Source organism: Caulobacter sp. P1_D6, from assembly GCF_056406095.1.
The window spans coordinates 1-13,590 of the sequence record NZ_JBFUAW010000014.1 but is presented as its reverse complement, the minus strand read 5'-3'; the positions used below and the strand labels follow the sequence as shown (position 1 = coordinate 13,590).

Sequence of the window (13,590 nt, the reverse complement as noted above, 5' to 3'; positions counted from 1 at the left end):
ACCTCTGACTTATGATCTGCTTTTGAGCAGTCCTGTCGCGGCGTGGTCAAATAGTAACAACCAGAGCAAAAATTTCACCAAACGGCGGTCGGGACGTCATCAAACCTTTGGATTCGTCTCAATCATTGTGCATTGCACCCTCAAGCGTCGGGCCGCCGACGCATGAAGGGGATACTTCAATGACCACCGCCACCAAGCTGCGCAGCCGCCTCCACCGCGGCGCCGCCCTCACCGCCCTGGCCCTCGCCGTCGGCGTCGCCGCCCCGGCCTTCGCCCAAGACAACACGGGCAATGTCACGCTGGACGACGTGATCGTCACCGCCCAGAAGCGCTCGGAAAACATCCAGGAAGTGCCGGTCTCGGTCGCCACCATGGGCGGCGAGAAGCTGGACGCCCTGTTCGCCGGCGGCGAGGACGTGCTGGCCCTGTCGAGCCGCGTGCCCGGCCTGTTCGTCGAAAGCTCCAACGGCCGCGCCGCCCCGCGCTTCTACATCCGCGGCCTGGGCAACACCGACTTCGACCTGGCCGCCTCGCAGCCGGTCTCGGTGATCATGGACGACGTGGTCATGGAAAACGTCGTGCTGAAGAGCACGCCGATCTTCGACGTCGAGCAGGTTGAAGTGCTGCGCGGCCCGCAGGGCACGCTGTTCGGCCGCAACACCACCGCGGGCATCGTCAAGTTCGACAGCGTCAAGCCGAGCCAGACCTTCAAGGCCAACGGCACGGTGACCTACGGCTCGTACGGTTCGTGGACCGCAGAAGCCGGCGTCGGCGGCCCGCTGGTCGCCGACAAGCTGGCCGGCCGGATCGCCATCCTGGGCCAGCACCGCGACGACTACATCGACAACACCTTCACCGGCGTGAAGGACGCGATGGGCGGCTATGACGAATACGCCATCCGCGGCCAACTGCTGTGGACCCCGACCGCCGACCTGAGCGTCCTGCTCAGCGCCCACAACCGCTCGCTGGACGGCACGGCCGCGATCTTCCGCGCCAACATCCTCACGGCCGGCAGCAACAAGATCAACGGCAACTTCGACCGCAAGGAAGTCTTCTACAACGGCGGCGCCAACAACCCGCAGAAGTACGACGGCAACGGCGAGTCGATTAAGGTCGACTACGACTTCGGCGACGTGACCCTGACCTCGATCAGCGCCTACGAAACCACCAACGGCTACAGCCGCGGCGACATCGACGGCGGCGTGGCCGGCACCGGCCCGGGCTTCATCCCCTTCGATTCCGACACCAAGGACGGCATCGACGACCTGGACCAGTACACCCAGGAACTGCGCCTGGCCTCGGACACCGAAGGCCCGTTCAGCTGGCAAGTCGGCGGCTACTACTTCAAGTCCGACTTCCTGGTGACCACCGACGCCGGCTTCGCCAAGGCGACGCTGAATCACAAGAACACCGCCTGGGCCGGCTTCGGTCAGGCCGCCTACCAGGTCACCCCGGCCCTGAAGATCACCGCCGGCGCCCGCTACACCGACGACAAGAAGACCATGACCGTCGTCGGCTCGACGGCGCCGGAAGTCGAAGTGTCGGACAGCAAGGTCTCGTGGGACCTGTCGGCCTTCTACACCGTCACCGACGACTTCAGCCTGTACGCCCGGGCCGCTCACGGCTTCCGCGGCCCGACCATCCAGGGTCGCGACGTGGTGTTCGGCGCCTCGCCTTCGGTCGCCCAGTCGGAAACCATCCAGTCGTACGAAGTCGGCTTCAAGAGCGAACTGCTGGACCGCCGCGTCCGCTTCAACGGCGCGGTCTTCACCTATGAAGAAAAAAACCCGCAGTTCAGCGCCATCGGCGGCGCCACCAACGGCACCCTGCTGATCAACGCCGACAAGGGCGAAGCCTACGGCGTCGAGTTCGACGGCGAGTTCAAGGTCACCGAGAACCTGCTGCTGACGGCCGGCTACAGCTACAACCACACCAAGATCAAGGACAGCGATCTGGCCGTGGCGGTCTGCGCCCAGTGCACGGTCACCGATCCGCTGAACGGCTCGGGTCAGGCCCTGGTCAACGGCAACCCGTTCCCGAACGCGCCGGAATACGTGCTGAACTTCACGGCCCGCTACAGCTACCCGATCGGCGACGGCGAACTGTTCGCCTACACCGACTGGTTCCGGCAGGGCTACACGAACATCTTCCTCTACCAGAGCAAGGAGTTCTACTCGAAGGGCGACTTCGAAGGCGGTCTGAAGCTGGGCTACGCCAAGCAGGACGGCAGCTACGAAATCGCCGCGTTCGCCCGCAACATCACCAACGAGGTGAACCTGCGCGGCGGCATCGACTTCAACAACCTGACCGGTTTCGTCAACGAGCCTCGGATCGTCGGCATCTCGATCAGCGCCAAGCGGTAATCTGAAAGACCCCGCCCGGCCTTCGCGCCGGGCGGATTGCCCGAAGGATTGCCATCGTCCCGCCATGCTCCCGGTTCGCGCCGGGAGCATGGTTCGTTTCGGAGGGTCTCCCCCTCCATCACACGATGAGATAAGTCCTTCGGATGACGACTTCCCCTATGCCCAGCAAGATCATCTTCGACACCGACCCCGGCATCGACGACGCCATGGCGCTGCTGTTCATCGAGGCCAGCCCCGCGCTTGAGCTGGTGGCCGTGACCACGGTCTACGGCAACGCCGACATCGAGATCACCACCCGCAACGCCCTCTATCTGAAGGACCGCTTCGGCCTGAAGGCCCCGGTCTTCAAGGGCACGGACAAGCCGTTGACCCGGCCGCGCAATCCCTCGCCCACCTTCGTGCACGGCGAGAACGGCCTGGGCGATGTCGAACTGCTGGGCCTGGTCCCCGCCAAGCCCGAGGCCAAGCCGGCCTATCAGGCGATCATCGACCTGGTGCGCGCCAACCCGGGCGAGATCACCCTGGTCGCGGTCGGTCCGCTGACCAACCTGGCCCTGGCGCTGAAGGCCGATCCCGGGTTCGCCCCCCTCGTGAAGGCCGTGGTGATCATGGGCGGCGCGTTCGGCGTGGCCGGCAAGCCGGGCAACGTCACCCCGGTGGCCGAGGCCAACATCTGGAACGACCCGGAAGCCGCCGACCTGGTGTTCACCGCCCCCTGGCACGTGACCGCCGTCAGCCTGGACGTCACCACCCAGGTGGTGATGACCCCCGCCTACATGGACGCCCTGGAAGCCTCGGCCGGCCCGGCCGGCGAATTCCTCAACGCCATCTCCAAGCCCTACGCGGCCTTCTACGGCGGCCGCGACGGCATCGTCGGCTGCTGCGTGCACGACGCCGCGGCCGTGGCGTACGTGATCGATCCGTCGCTGTTCGAGGTCCGGGCGGGTTCGATCCGGGTGATCACCGACGGCATCGCCCTGGGACAGACCTGCCAGAAGGTCGACGGGGAGCTGTTCGGGCCGTCGGCCTGGGATGATCAGCCGGTCCAGGCGATCACCGTGGGGGTGAAGGCCGAGGGATTGTTGAAGCTGTATGCGGAGACAATGGGCGTTTAAGCGGCGAGCACTTGCCCCCTACGGGTCGCTTCGCGACCGTCTTCCCCCACAGGGGGAAGAGGAGCCGCGCTTGACGTCCTCCGCCCCCTATGGGGGCGGACAGACCGCGAAGCGGTCAGATGGGGGCAAGTGGGGTGAGCCCTAACGCCGGTACCGCTCCACTCCGGCCACATACGTCCGCTCGACCACCCGGTCATCCCCCAGCACCGTCAGCGCGAACAGCCTGTCCTCCAGGCTCCGCGCCGCCGGCATCCGCCGCGCCAGCAGCGGGGTCGCCGCCAGGTCCAGCACCAGGAAGTCGGCGATCTTGCCGGGCTCCAGGCTGCCGATCTCGTCCTCCAGCCCAAGGGCCCGCGCCCCGCCCAGCGTCGCCAGGTACAGCGCGTGGAACGGATCCAGCGCCTCGCCGCGCAGCTGGCCCACCTTGTAGGCCTCGCCCAGGGTGTGGAGGATCGAGAAGGTCGTCCCCGCCCCCACGTCCGTGCCGATCCCCACCTGCACCCCGTGGGCGCAGGCGGTCTCCAGCGGGAACAGACCCGAGCCCAGGAACAGGTTCGAGGTCGGGCAGAAGGCGATCGCCGAACCCGCCTGCGCCAGCCGCTGGAAAGCGTCTCCCTGCAGATGGACGCAGTGGGCGAAGACCGAGCGCTTCCCGACCAGGCCGAAGCGGTCGTAGACGTCGAGATAATCCGTGGCGTCCGGGAACAACTTGGCGGTGTCGACGATCTCGCGGATGTTCTCCGACAGGTGGGTCTGCATCCACACGGTCGGATGCTCCGCCAGCACCTCGCCGGCCATGGCCAGCTGTTCGTCGCTGCAGCTGATCGCGAAGCGCGGGGTGACCGCGTAGCCGAGACGCCCCTTGCCGTGCCAGTCGGCGATCAGGCTCTGCATGTCGGCGCGGCTGCTCTCGACCGTGTCGGTCAGCCCGGGCGGGGCGTTGCGGTCCATCAGCGACTTGCCGGCGATCACCCGCATGTCGCGCTTCAGGGCCGACGCGAACAGCGCCTCGACCGAAACCTTGTGCACCGATCCGAACACCAGGGCGCTGGTCGTGCCGTTGCGCAGCAACTCCTCGACGAAGAACTCAGCGGTCTCTTCGGCGTGTCCCTTGTCGGCGAAGGCCGCCTCGGCCGGGAAGGTGTGACGCTCCAGCCAGTCCAGCAGCTGCTCGCCATGGGCGGCGATGATGTCGACCTGCGGGAAGTGGATATGGGTGTCGACGAAGCCCGGGACGATCAGCTTGCCGCTGAGATTCTCGACGGTGACGTCGCCCAGCTCGTCGGCCAGCTTGGCGTGGTCGCCGCAAGCGACCACGCGGCCGTCCTCGACCAGCAGCAGGCCGTCCTCGTGGAAGGCGTGCGCCTCACCATCGGTGATGCTCGGGTCGGCCTCCAGCTGGAGGATCGACGCCCTATAGGCTTGCAAGCTGGAGATCCTTCGTACGTTCGCGGCGGGCGGCCTCGAGCCGCATCAGCAGATCGGCGACCACCGAGACGGCGATCACCTCGGGGGCCTTGTTCTTCAGGTGCGGCAGGCCGATCGGGCAGGTGACGCGGGACACCGTCCCGTCGCCGAAGCCGTCCTTGCGCAGCCGGCTCAGGAACCGGGCCTTCTTGGTGTCCGACCCGATCAGGCCCAGATAGCCGAACGCCCCGCCGGCCAGGGCCGACGAGGTCAGGGCGTAGTCCAGATTATGGTCGTGGGTCATGACAAGGATGTAGGCGTCGGGGCCCGCGCCCATGGCGGCGGCGGCCAATTCGGCGGGTGTTCCCACCGTCACGCCCGGAAACTCGGCGGTCTCGGGGCGGGTGTCGTACCAGGCCAGGCGGAACGGCAGCGGCTCCAGGGCCCGGGCCACGGCCTGGCCCACATGGCCGGCCCCGAACAGCAGCACCGGCGGGCGCGGCAGGTCCTGCGGCTCGACCAGCACGTCGCCCAGCGTCGGCCGGGCCCCGCGCGCCGTCGCCGGTTCGCCGGCCAGCGTGATCGTCGCGCCCTCGGGGCTGGACGCCGCGACCGGGGCGATGGTCTTGGACAGGGCGCCGGGGTTGAAGCGGGTGCGGACCTCGAAGGGCTGATCGGCATCCAGGCGGCGCGCCGCGTCGGTCAGCCAGTCGACGGCGGTCTTGTCCAGGCGCTCGATCAGCAGGCGCACCCGGCCGCCGCAACACTGGGCCAGCAGCGGACCCAGCGGATAGTCCTGCAGGGCGAAGTGGACCTGGGTCAGCAGCATCCGCCGCGCCTGGTCGGCGACCTGGTGCTCCAGATTGCCGCCGCCGATCGTGCCGGCCTGACCATCGGCCCAGACCACCATCTTGGTCCCGGCGTCGCGCGGGGCCGAGCCCTCGGTGGCCAGGATGGTCACCAGGGCGACGGTCTCGCCGAGGGCGAGTTGGGCCAGAGCTGAGCGGGCCCAGTTCACGACGCCGCCCTCCGCTTGACGTCCTCGACCGCCATCAGGATCCGCTCCGGCGTCGCCGGCGCGTCCAGATCGGGGAACACCTTGTGGTCGACCGCCGAGGCCACGGCGCGGTTCACCGCCGACAGCACCGACAGGGCCAGCATCAACGGCGGCTCGCCCACGGCCTTGGAGCGGTGCACCGTCTCCTCGACATTGCGCCCCGGCTCCCACAGCGCCACGGTCAGCACCGCCGGACGGTCGCCGCAGGTGGGGATCTTGTAGGTCGAGGGGGCGTGGGTCAGCAGGCGGCCGTCGGCGGCGAACACCAGCTCCTCGGTGGTCAGCCAGCCCATGCCCTGGATGAAGCCGCCCTCGATCTGGCCCAGGTCGATGGCCGGGTTCAGCGAACGGCCAGCGTCGTGCAGGATGTCGGCCCGCGTGACCTTCATCTCGCCGGTCAGGGTGTCGATCAGCACCTCGCTGCAGGCTGCGCCGTAGGCGAAGTAGTAGAACGGCCGGCCCGTATGGGTGGCGCGGTCGTAGTGGATCTTGGGCGTGGCGTAGAAGCCGGTGGACGACAGCGACACCCGGGCCAGATGCGCCTGGCGGCACAGCGTGGCGAACGGGATCAGCTCGCCCCCAGCCCGCAGGCCTTCGGGCGTGAACTCGACCTCGCCCTCGTCGCAGCCCCATTTCTTCGCCGCGAACTCGACCAGCCGCGCCTTGAGGGTGTTGGCCGCGTTTAGGGCAGCCATGCCGTTCAGGTCCGTGCCCGACGAGGCCGCCGTGGCCGAGGTGTTGGGCACCTTGTCGGTGACGGTCGAGGTCACCTTGATCCGCGACACGTCGACCTTGAAGGCCTCGGCGACGATCTGGGCGACCTTGACGAACAGCCCCTGCCCCATCTCCGTCCCGCCGTGGTTCAGCAGGATCGAGCCGTCGGCATAGAGATGGATCAGCGCCCCGGCCTGGTTCAGATGGGTGGTGGTGAACGAGATGCCGAACTTCACCGGCGTCAGGGCCAGGCCCTTCTTCAGCACCGGGCTGTGGGCGTTATAGGCGTCGATCTCGCGTTGGCGGGCCTCGTAGTCGCAGGACGCCGCCAACTCCGACAGCAGTTGCGGCGCGACGTTGTCCTCGACGGTCTGGTGATAGGGCGTGAGGTTCCGCCCCTCGCCGCCATAGAGGTTGCGGCGGCGCACCTCCAGCGGATCCAGCCCGACAGCCTGGGCGACGGCGTCCATCACCCGCTCGATCGCCGCCATGCCCTGCGGCCCGCCAAAGCCTCGGAACGCGGTGTTCGATACCGTATGGGTCTTGAAGCGGTGCGAAACGATCTCGACGGCCGGCAGGAAGTAGCAGTTGTCGGCGTGGAACATCGCCCGGTCATTGATGGCCATCGACAGGTCGGTGGTCGAGCCGCAGCGCGAGGCCAGCTCCAGGGCCAGGCCCGTCAGCCGCCCCTCGTCGTCGAAGCCGACGTCGTAGGCGACCTCGAAGTCATGCCGTTTGCCGGTCATGACCATGTCCTCGTCGCGATCCGGACGAGCCTTGGCGGCGCGGCCGGTCTTCACGGCGACCAGCGCCGCGGCGGCGGCGAACAGCGAGGCCTGGGTCTCCTTGCCGCCGAACCCGCCGCCCATCCGCCGCACCTCGATGGTCACCGAGGTATGCGGCACGTCCAGCACGCGGGCCACCAGGTGCTGGACCTCGCTGGGATGCTGGGTCGACGACCAGATGTGGACGTCGCCGCCCTCGCCCGGCGTGGCCAGGGCGACCTGGCCCTCGAGATAGAAGTGGTCCTGGCCGCCGATCGCGAACGCGCCTTGCAGTCGCCGGGGCGAGGCCGCCAGGGCGGCGGCCGCGTCGCCGCGCGCCATGCGCTGGCTGGCCTCGATCTTCAGGTCGGCCTCGCGGGCCTGGGCGATGGTGATCGCGGCCGGCAGGTCCTCGTACTCGACCACGGCCTTGGCGGCGGCGGCGCGGGCGGCGGCGATCGAGGTGGCGGCCACGGCGAACAGACTCTGGCCGACGCAGATCACCTCGCCGTCGGCGAACAGCTTGTCGTCGTGGATCACCGGGCTGACGTCGTTCTCGCCGGGGATGTCCTGGGCGGTCAGCACCGTCACCACGCCGGGCGAGGCGCGCACGGCCGACAGGTCCATCGACACGATCCGTGCATGGGCCTTCCTGCTCATGCCCAGGTGGACGTGGAGCATGCCGGCGGGCTCGGGGATGTCGTCGACATAGATCGCCGCGCCCGAGACGTGGCGCAGGGCGCTGTCGTGCGGCAGCGAGGCGTGGACGCCCTGGAAGACGACCGGCTCGACCAGCTTGGCGCCGGAATCAGGCATTGGCCGCCTCCGGCGCTTGGGGGGCCGCCTCCGGCACGCGAGTCTCCAGGTCCGGCCGGGCGGACTCGATGAACACCTTGCGCAGCATGTTGCCGGCCGTCAGGGCGCGATAGGCGGCCGAGGCGCGGGCGTCCGTCAGGGGCGTGAAGTCGCCGGCCAGGGCCTCGACGGCCGCGTGGATCGTGGAGCGGTTCCACAGCTGGCCGACCAGGGCCTCCTCACAGGCCGTGGCCCGTTTGGGCGTGCCGGCCATGCCGCCATAGGCGATGCGGGCGCTGACGACGGTCTCGTCGACAATCTGGATGTTGAACGCCCCGCACACGGCCGAGATATCTTGGTCGAAGCGTTTGGACAGCTTGAAGACCTTGAACATCGCGCCCGGCGTCGGATCGGGGACCAGCACCGCCTCGACGAACTCGCCCGGACGGCGGTCCTGCTTGCCATAGGCGATGAAGAAGTCTTCCAGCGGCACGGCGCGCCGCTCGTTCCACTGGCGCAGGACCAGGGTCGCGCCCGCGGCGATCAGAGCGGGCGGCATGTCGCCGATCGGCGAGCCGTTGGCGATGTTGCCGCCGATCGTGCCGCTGTTGCGCACCTGGGTCGAGCCCAGGCGCCGCATCATCGCGCCGACGTCGGGATAGAGCGCGCTCAGCGTCTCCAGGGCGTCGACATAGCGCACGCCGGCGCCGATCCGCAGGTTTCCATCCTCGCGGGTGACGGTCTTCAGTTCGTCGACCCGGCCGATGTCGATCAGGGTCTTCAGCGGCTTGCGAAGCTTGGTCACCCACAGGCCGATGTCGGTGGCCCCGGCCACGACGACGGCGTCAGGATGTTCTGCGTAGGTTTGGGCCAACTCGTCCACGCTCAGCGGCGCGAACCAGCGACGGGTGAGGCCGGCGATCGGATCAGCGTAGTCGAGGCGCAGCGCCTGCTCACGCCGCAGCGCCGCCAGCTTGTCGGCCACGTCCGGCGCCGCCTCGGGAACGATCGCCTCGGCCGCCGCGATAATCGGGCCATAGCCGGTGCAGCGACACAGGTTGCCCGCCAGCACCTCGTCGATCGGCGCTTCCGCGCCCTTGGCCGCCACGGCCCGGCCGTACAGCGACATGACGATGCCCGGCGTGCAGAAGCCGCATTGCGAGCCGTGATGCTCGACCATCGCCGCCTGCACGGGATGCGGCTTCTCCTCCGCCCCATCCTTTTTGGACACGCCCTCGACGGTGATCACCGCCTTGCCGTCCAGCATCGGCACGAACTGAATGCAGCTGTTGACCGCCCGCCAGGCGGTCCCGCCCTGCGCGTCCAGCTCGCCGACCAGCACCGTGCACGATCCGCAGTCGCCCTCGGCGCAGCCTTCCTTGGTCCCCGTGCGCCTCAGGTCGCCGCGCAGATGCTCCAGCAGCGTGCGGGTGGGATCGACGCCCTTGGCCTCGACCACCTCGCCGTTCAGCAGGAAGCGCACGGTGTGAGCCATCAGCTGCGGTGCGGGTTTCGCTCAGCAGGCTGACCTTTTCGCCGCGCCGAGCGGAAACCCGCACAACGACCCCCGCCGCCGGGCGGCCGGCCGCCGTGTCGAGGATGTGGGTGGTCAGGCCGCTCATGCGTTCGTGGTTCCTTGCTCGACGTCGCCGCGCGCCATTCTAGACCCCTGGGCCTTCTGAGCGATGCTGAAACCGCCTCGCCCGCAAGTCCAGCCCGGACGCTCCATCGCCCCGCCAAGACGGCTAACCGCCTTGCATGGCGGCGCTGGGCGCCCGCCGGATAGGCGTTATATAAGTCTTTTATTACTTAGTGAGCCACCCGCGATCGCCCTCGCGGCGCCCCGAACCGCAAAAAACGTGGCCTGACCTTGGGTAAGATTGGAAATACCGCGCCAACACCGGTAGCTAGGCCCTGACGGATCGCACAGAACGCCGCACCAGACGATCCGCGCCGCTCCCACCTTGCGCAGTGACCGAGGAACGACCCAATGGACGAGGATTTCCGTAAAGCCGCCCTGGATTACCACCGTCTGCCGCGGCCCGGAAAGTTGGCGATCGAAGCCACCAAGCGCATGGCCACCCAGCGTGACCTCGGCCTGGCCTATTCCCCCGGCGTCGCCGCGCCCTGCGAGGCCATCGCCGCCAATCCCGACCTGGCCCGTGACTACACAGCCCGCGGCAACCTGGTGGCCGTGATCTCCAACGGCACCGCCGTGCTGGGCCTGGGCAATATCGGCCCGCTGGCCTCCAAGCCGGTGATGGAAGGCAAGGCGGTCCTGTTCAAGAAGTTCGCCGGCATCGACGTCTTCGACATCGAGGTCGACGCCGAGGACCCCGACCGCTTCATCGAGGTGGTCGCGGCCCTGGAGCCCACCTTCGGCGGCATCAATCTGGAGGACATCAAGGCCCCGGAATGCTTCGTCATCGAGCGCAAGCTGCGCGAGCGGATGAACATCCCGGTCTTCCACGACGACCAGCACGGCACCGCCATCGTCTGCGCCGCGGCCGTCCGCAACGCCCTTCTCGTCCAGGGCAAGCAGCTGAAGGACGTCAAGCTGGTCACCTCGGGCGCCGGCGCCGCCGCCCTGGCCTGCGTGGACCTGCTGGTCTCGATGGGCCTGCCCGTCGACAACGTGACGCTGACCGACATCAAGGGCGTCGTCTACGCCGGCCGCGACGACGACATGCTCGACAACATGGCCCGCTACGCCCGCAAGACCGACGCCCGCACCCTGTCGGAAGTGCTGGCCGGCGCGGACATCTTCCTGGGCCTCTCGGCGCCCCGCGTGTTCAAGGCCGAGTGGCTGCCGCTGCTGGCCCCCAATCCGCTGATCCTGGCCATGGCCAATCCCGAGCCGGAAATCCTTCCCGAGCTCGTCGCCGCCCAGCGCCCCGACGCCATCATGGCCACCGGCCGCAGCGACTATCCCAACCAGGTCAACAACGTCCTGTGCTTCCCGTTCATCTTCCGCGGCGCGCTGGACGTCGGCGCCTCGGAGATCAACGAGGCCATGAAGGTGGCGGCCGTCGAGGCCATCGCCGAACTGGCCCGGGCCGAGGCCTCCGAGGTCGTGGCCAGCGCCTATGGCGGCGTCGCCCCGATGTTCGGCGCCAGCTACATCATCCCCAAGCCGTTCGACCCGCGCCTGATCCTGCAGATCGCCCCGGCCGTGGCCCGGGCGGCCATGGACAGCGGCGTGGCCACCCGGCCGATCGCCGATTTCGACGCCTATCGCGCCGAGCTGGAGCTGTTCGTCTATCGCTCGGGCCAGCTGATGCGTCCGGTGTTCGAGCGGGCCCGCAAGGCGACCAAGGCCTCGACCATCCGCGTGGCCTATGCCGAGGGCGAGGACGAACGCGTGCTGCGCGCCGTCCAGACCGTGCTGGACGAAGGCCTCTGCAAGCCGGTGTTGATCGGCAAGCGCGAGACGATCGTCGCCAAGGCGACCGAAATGGGCCTGCGGCTGGACTTCGACAACCGCGTCGAAATCTTGGATCCCTCGGCCGACAAGGCGCTGTTCGCCCCGCTGGTCGAGCGCTACCAGGGCCTGGTCAGCCGTCGGGGCGTTCCGCCTTTGGCCGCCGAGCGCCGGGTGACCAACCGCCGAACGGTCTCGGCCTCGATGCTCCTTCAGGCCGGCCATGTCGACGCCGCCCTGGTGGGCGGGGCCGGCGACTGGTGGCAGCACATGACCTACGTCCTGCCGATCATCCCCAAGCGCGAGAACGTCGGCCGCGTCTACGCCTTGTCGGCCCTGATCATCGACAACGGCACGCTGTTTTTCTGCGACACCCACGTGAACGTCGACCCGACCGCCGAACAGGTGGCCGAGATGACCCTGCTGGCCGCTGAGTCCGTGCGCCGCTTCGGCCTGACGCCCAAGGCGGCTCTGCTGTCGCACTCCAGCTTCGGCGCCTCGAACTCGCCGACCGCCCGCAAGATGCGCGAGGCCCTGGCCCTGGTGCGCGAGCGCGCGCCCGAACTTGAGGTCGACGGCGAAATGCACGCCGACGCAGCCCTATCCCAGGCCCTGCGCGACCGCCTGGTCCACGACAGCGCCCTGAAGGGCTCTGCCAACCTGCTGGTCATGCCGACCCTGGACGCGGCCAACATCGCCCTGACCCTGCTCAGCGCCGCCACCGAAGGCCTGCTGGTCGGGCCGGTGCTGCTGGGCATGAGCCGGCCGCTGCACGTGCTGACGCCCAGCGTCACCGCGCGCGGCATCGCCAACATGACCGCCCTGGCGGTGAACCAGGCGGCCGCCGAACGCGACAATCGAGGGGCCTAGAAGGTCCCCTCACCGCCCCATCCCAACGGCGAAAACCAACACGAAAAAAGGCCCCGCAGGAGCCCCTCCGCCGTCTCAGCGACGGGGAAAGGCTCCAGCGGGGCCTGATTTCCAGGTCGAAAGGTCGGCTGAACGCTCCGCGTCCGGCCTGATTCCGATCCTTAGAGGATGCGCAGGTTGCCGGCCGAGGTCTTGCCCGAGCGGCGGTCCTGTTCCAGTTCGTAACCGACTTGCTGGCCTTCGTTCAGGCCGCGCAGGCCGGCGCGTTCAACGGCCGAGATGTGCACGAAGATGTCGCCGCCGCCGTTGTCCGGCTGGATGAAGCCGAAGCCCTTGGTGCTGTTGAACCACTTCACCACGCCCGTGCCGGCTTCGCCCGAACCGCCGCCACCGCCGCCGCCGTAGCCGCCGCCGCGGGGAGCATCGTAGCCGCCGCCGCGCGGGGCGTCGAAGCCGCGCGAGGCCGGACGGCGGGGAGCCGACGGAGCCGCGCCCTGGCCGGTCACGCGCAGATTGCCGGCCGAGGTCTTGCCCGAACGGCGGTCCTCTTCCAGCTCATAGGCGACTTGGTCGCCTTCATTCAGGGCCGACAGGCCCGAACGTTCAACCGCGGCGATGTGGACGAACACGTCCTGGCCGCCGTCCTCGGGCTGAATGAAACCAAAGCCCTTGGCCGGGTTGAACCACTTAACGACACCGTTCGCCATCTTATCCTCAAAACCTTATTCAGCGGGCCAGTTGCCGACCCGCGTCCTTCCATCCTGCTCTCATGACGCAAATCTGAGGAACGCGCTACGGGGTTTGATGGCAGAATCTCAAGCCGAGGCGGGTCCAGGCGATAAATTTTCGCGTGACACGGGTCGATAGCGACCGAAACGCCACCGGAAGTGGCGCCGAGGCCACATCGCGAGACGCTCGAAAACTTGACTTTAAGGCTTGGGTGCGGGGACAGGATTTGAACCTGTGACCTTCAGGTTATGAGCCTGACGAGCTACCGGGCTGCTCCACCCCGCGGCGAAGTGGGTAGTTTGTGTATCGTGGGTAGGGTTGGACTTTGGAGCGTGAGCTCTACAAGAAGCATCCT

General features: G+C 68.2%; 8 protein-coding genes, 1 tRNA gene and 2 pseudogenes. 3 read left to right on the top strand and 8 right to left on the bottom strand.

Annotated elements, in window-relative coordinates; genetic code table 11:
• Nucleotides 1–179 precede the first annotated feature (179 nt).
• Nucleotides 180–2,363 (top strand): TonB-dependent receptor, encoded by a 2,184-nt coding sequence (locus AC1DYP_RS10005; protein ID WP_477046201.1) that lies wholly within the window; start codon nucleotides 180–182, stop codon nucleotides 2,361–2,363.
• A gap of 143 nt (nucleotides 2,364–2,506) precedes the next feature.
• Nucleotides 2,507–3,478, top strand: coding sequence for a nucleoside hydrolase (locus AC1DYP_RS10000; RefSeq protein WP_477046200.1), 972 nt, complete (start codon nucleotides 2,507–2,509; stop codon nucleotides 3,476–3,478).
• 141 nt (nucleotides 3,479–3,619) lie between these two features.
• Here AC1DYP_RS10000 and guaD read toward each other — a convergent pair whose 3' ends face one another.
• From guaD to AC1DYP_RS09975, 5 genes and pseudogenes are all read right to left on the bottom strand, one after another.
• On the bottom strand, nucleotides 3,620–4,906 hold the full coding sequence (gene guaD / locus AC1DYP_RS09995) for a guanine deaminase (protein WP_477046199.1): 1,287 nt from the start codon (nucleotides 4,904–4,906) through the stop codon (nucleotides 3,620–3,622).
• Nucleotides 4,893–5,903 (bottom strand): xanthine dehydrogenase accessory protein XdhC, encoded by a 1,011-nt coding sequence (gene xdhC / locus AC1DYP_RS09990; RefSeq protein ID WP_477046198.1) that lies wholly within the window; start codon nucleotides 5,901–5,903, stop codon nucleotides 4,893–4,895. Before xdhC ends, guaD begins: the two co-directional genes overlap by 14 nt.
• Complete coding sequence (gene xdhB, locus AC1DYP_RS09985) at nucleotides 5,900–8,236, bottom strand: xanthine dehydrogenase molybdopterin binding subunit (protein ID WP_477046197.1); 2,337 nt, start codon at nucleotides 8,234–8,236, stop codon at nucleotides 5,900–5,902. Before xdhB ends, xdhC begins: the two co-directional genes overlap by 4 nt.
• Nucleotides 8,229–9,710 (bottom strand): xanthine dehydrogenase small subunit, encoded by a 1,482-nt coding sequence (xdhA, locus tag AC1DYP_RS09980; protein ID WP_477046196.1) that lies wholly within the window; start codon nucleotides 9,708–9,710, stop codon nucleotides 8,229–8,231. Before xdhA ends, xdhB begins: the two co-directional genes overlap by 8 nt.
• Nucleotides 9,682–9,837: pseudogene (locus tag AC1DYP_RS09975) on the bottom strand (hydroxyisourate hydrolase); the annotation flags it as partial. The gene xdhA and the pseudogene AC1DYP_RS09975, both read right to left, overlap by 29 nt.
• Nucleotides 9,838–10,205: 368 nt before the next feature.
• Here AC1DYP_RS09975 and AC1DYP_RS09970 point away from each other — a divergent pair.
• Nucleotides 10,206–12,506 carry an NADP-dependent malic enzyme gene (locus tag AC1DYP_RS09970; protein ID WP_477046195.1) on the top strand — a complete coding sequence of 767 codons (2,301 nt, stop codon included), beginning with the start codon at nucleotides 10,206–10,208 and terminating at the stop codon, nucleotides 12,504–12,506.
• A gap of 161 nt (nucleotides 12,507–12,667) precedes the next feature.
• On the opposite strand, the gene AC1DYP_RS09965 is transcribed toward AC1DYP_RS09970, so the two are convergent.
• The 3 genes and pseudogenes from AC1DYP_RS09965 to AC1DYP_RS09955 all read right to left on the bottom strand — a co-directional run bounded on the left by AC1DYP_RS09965 (nucleotide 12,668) and on the right by AC1DYP_RS09955 (nucleotide 13,520).
• Nucleotides 12,668–12,865, bottom strand: coding sequence for a cold-shock protein (locus AC1DYP_RS09965; RefSeq protein WP_026171987.1), 198 nt, complete (start codon nucleotides 12,863–12,865; stop codon nucleotides 12,668–12,670).
• Between the two features lie 144 nt (nucleotides 12,866–13,009).
• Nucleotides 13,010–13,213, bottom strand: a pseudogene (locus AC1DYP_RS09960) (cold-shock protein); the annotation flags it as partial.
• 230 nt (nucleotides 13,214–13,443) lie between these two features.
• A tRNA-Met gene (locus AC1DYP_RS09955) sits at nucleotides 13,444–13,520 on the bottom strand.
• Nucleotides 13,521–13,590 lie beyond the last annotated feature (70 nt).

Bases quoted from the DNA above. Each gene is read 5' to 3' on its own strand.
- AC1DYP_RS10005 (WP_477046201.1), top strand. From the start codon at position 180: ATGACCACCGCCACCAAGCTGCGCAGCCGCCTCCACCGCGGCGCCGCC.
- AC1DYP_RS10000 (WP_477046200.1), top strand. From the start codon at position 2,507: ATGACGACTTCCCCTATGCCCAGCAAGATCATCTTCGACACCGACCCC.
- xdhB (WP_477046197.1), bottom strand. From the start codon at position 8,236: ATGCCTGATTCCGGCGCCAAGCTGGTCGAGCCGGTCGTCTTCCAGGGC.
- xdhA (WP_477046196.1), bottom strand. From the start codon at position 9,710: ATGGCTCACACCGTGCGCTTCCTGCTGAACGGCGAGGTGGTCGAGGCC.
- AC1DYP_RS09970 (WP_477046195.1), top strand. From the start codon at position 10,206: ATGGACGAGGATTTCCGTAAAGCCGCCCTGGATTACCACCGTCTGCCG.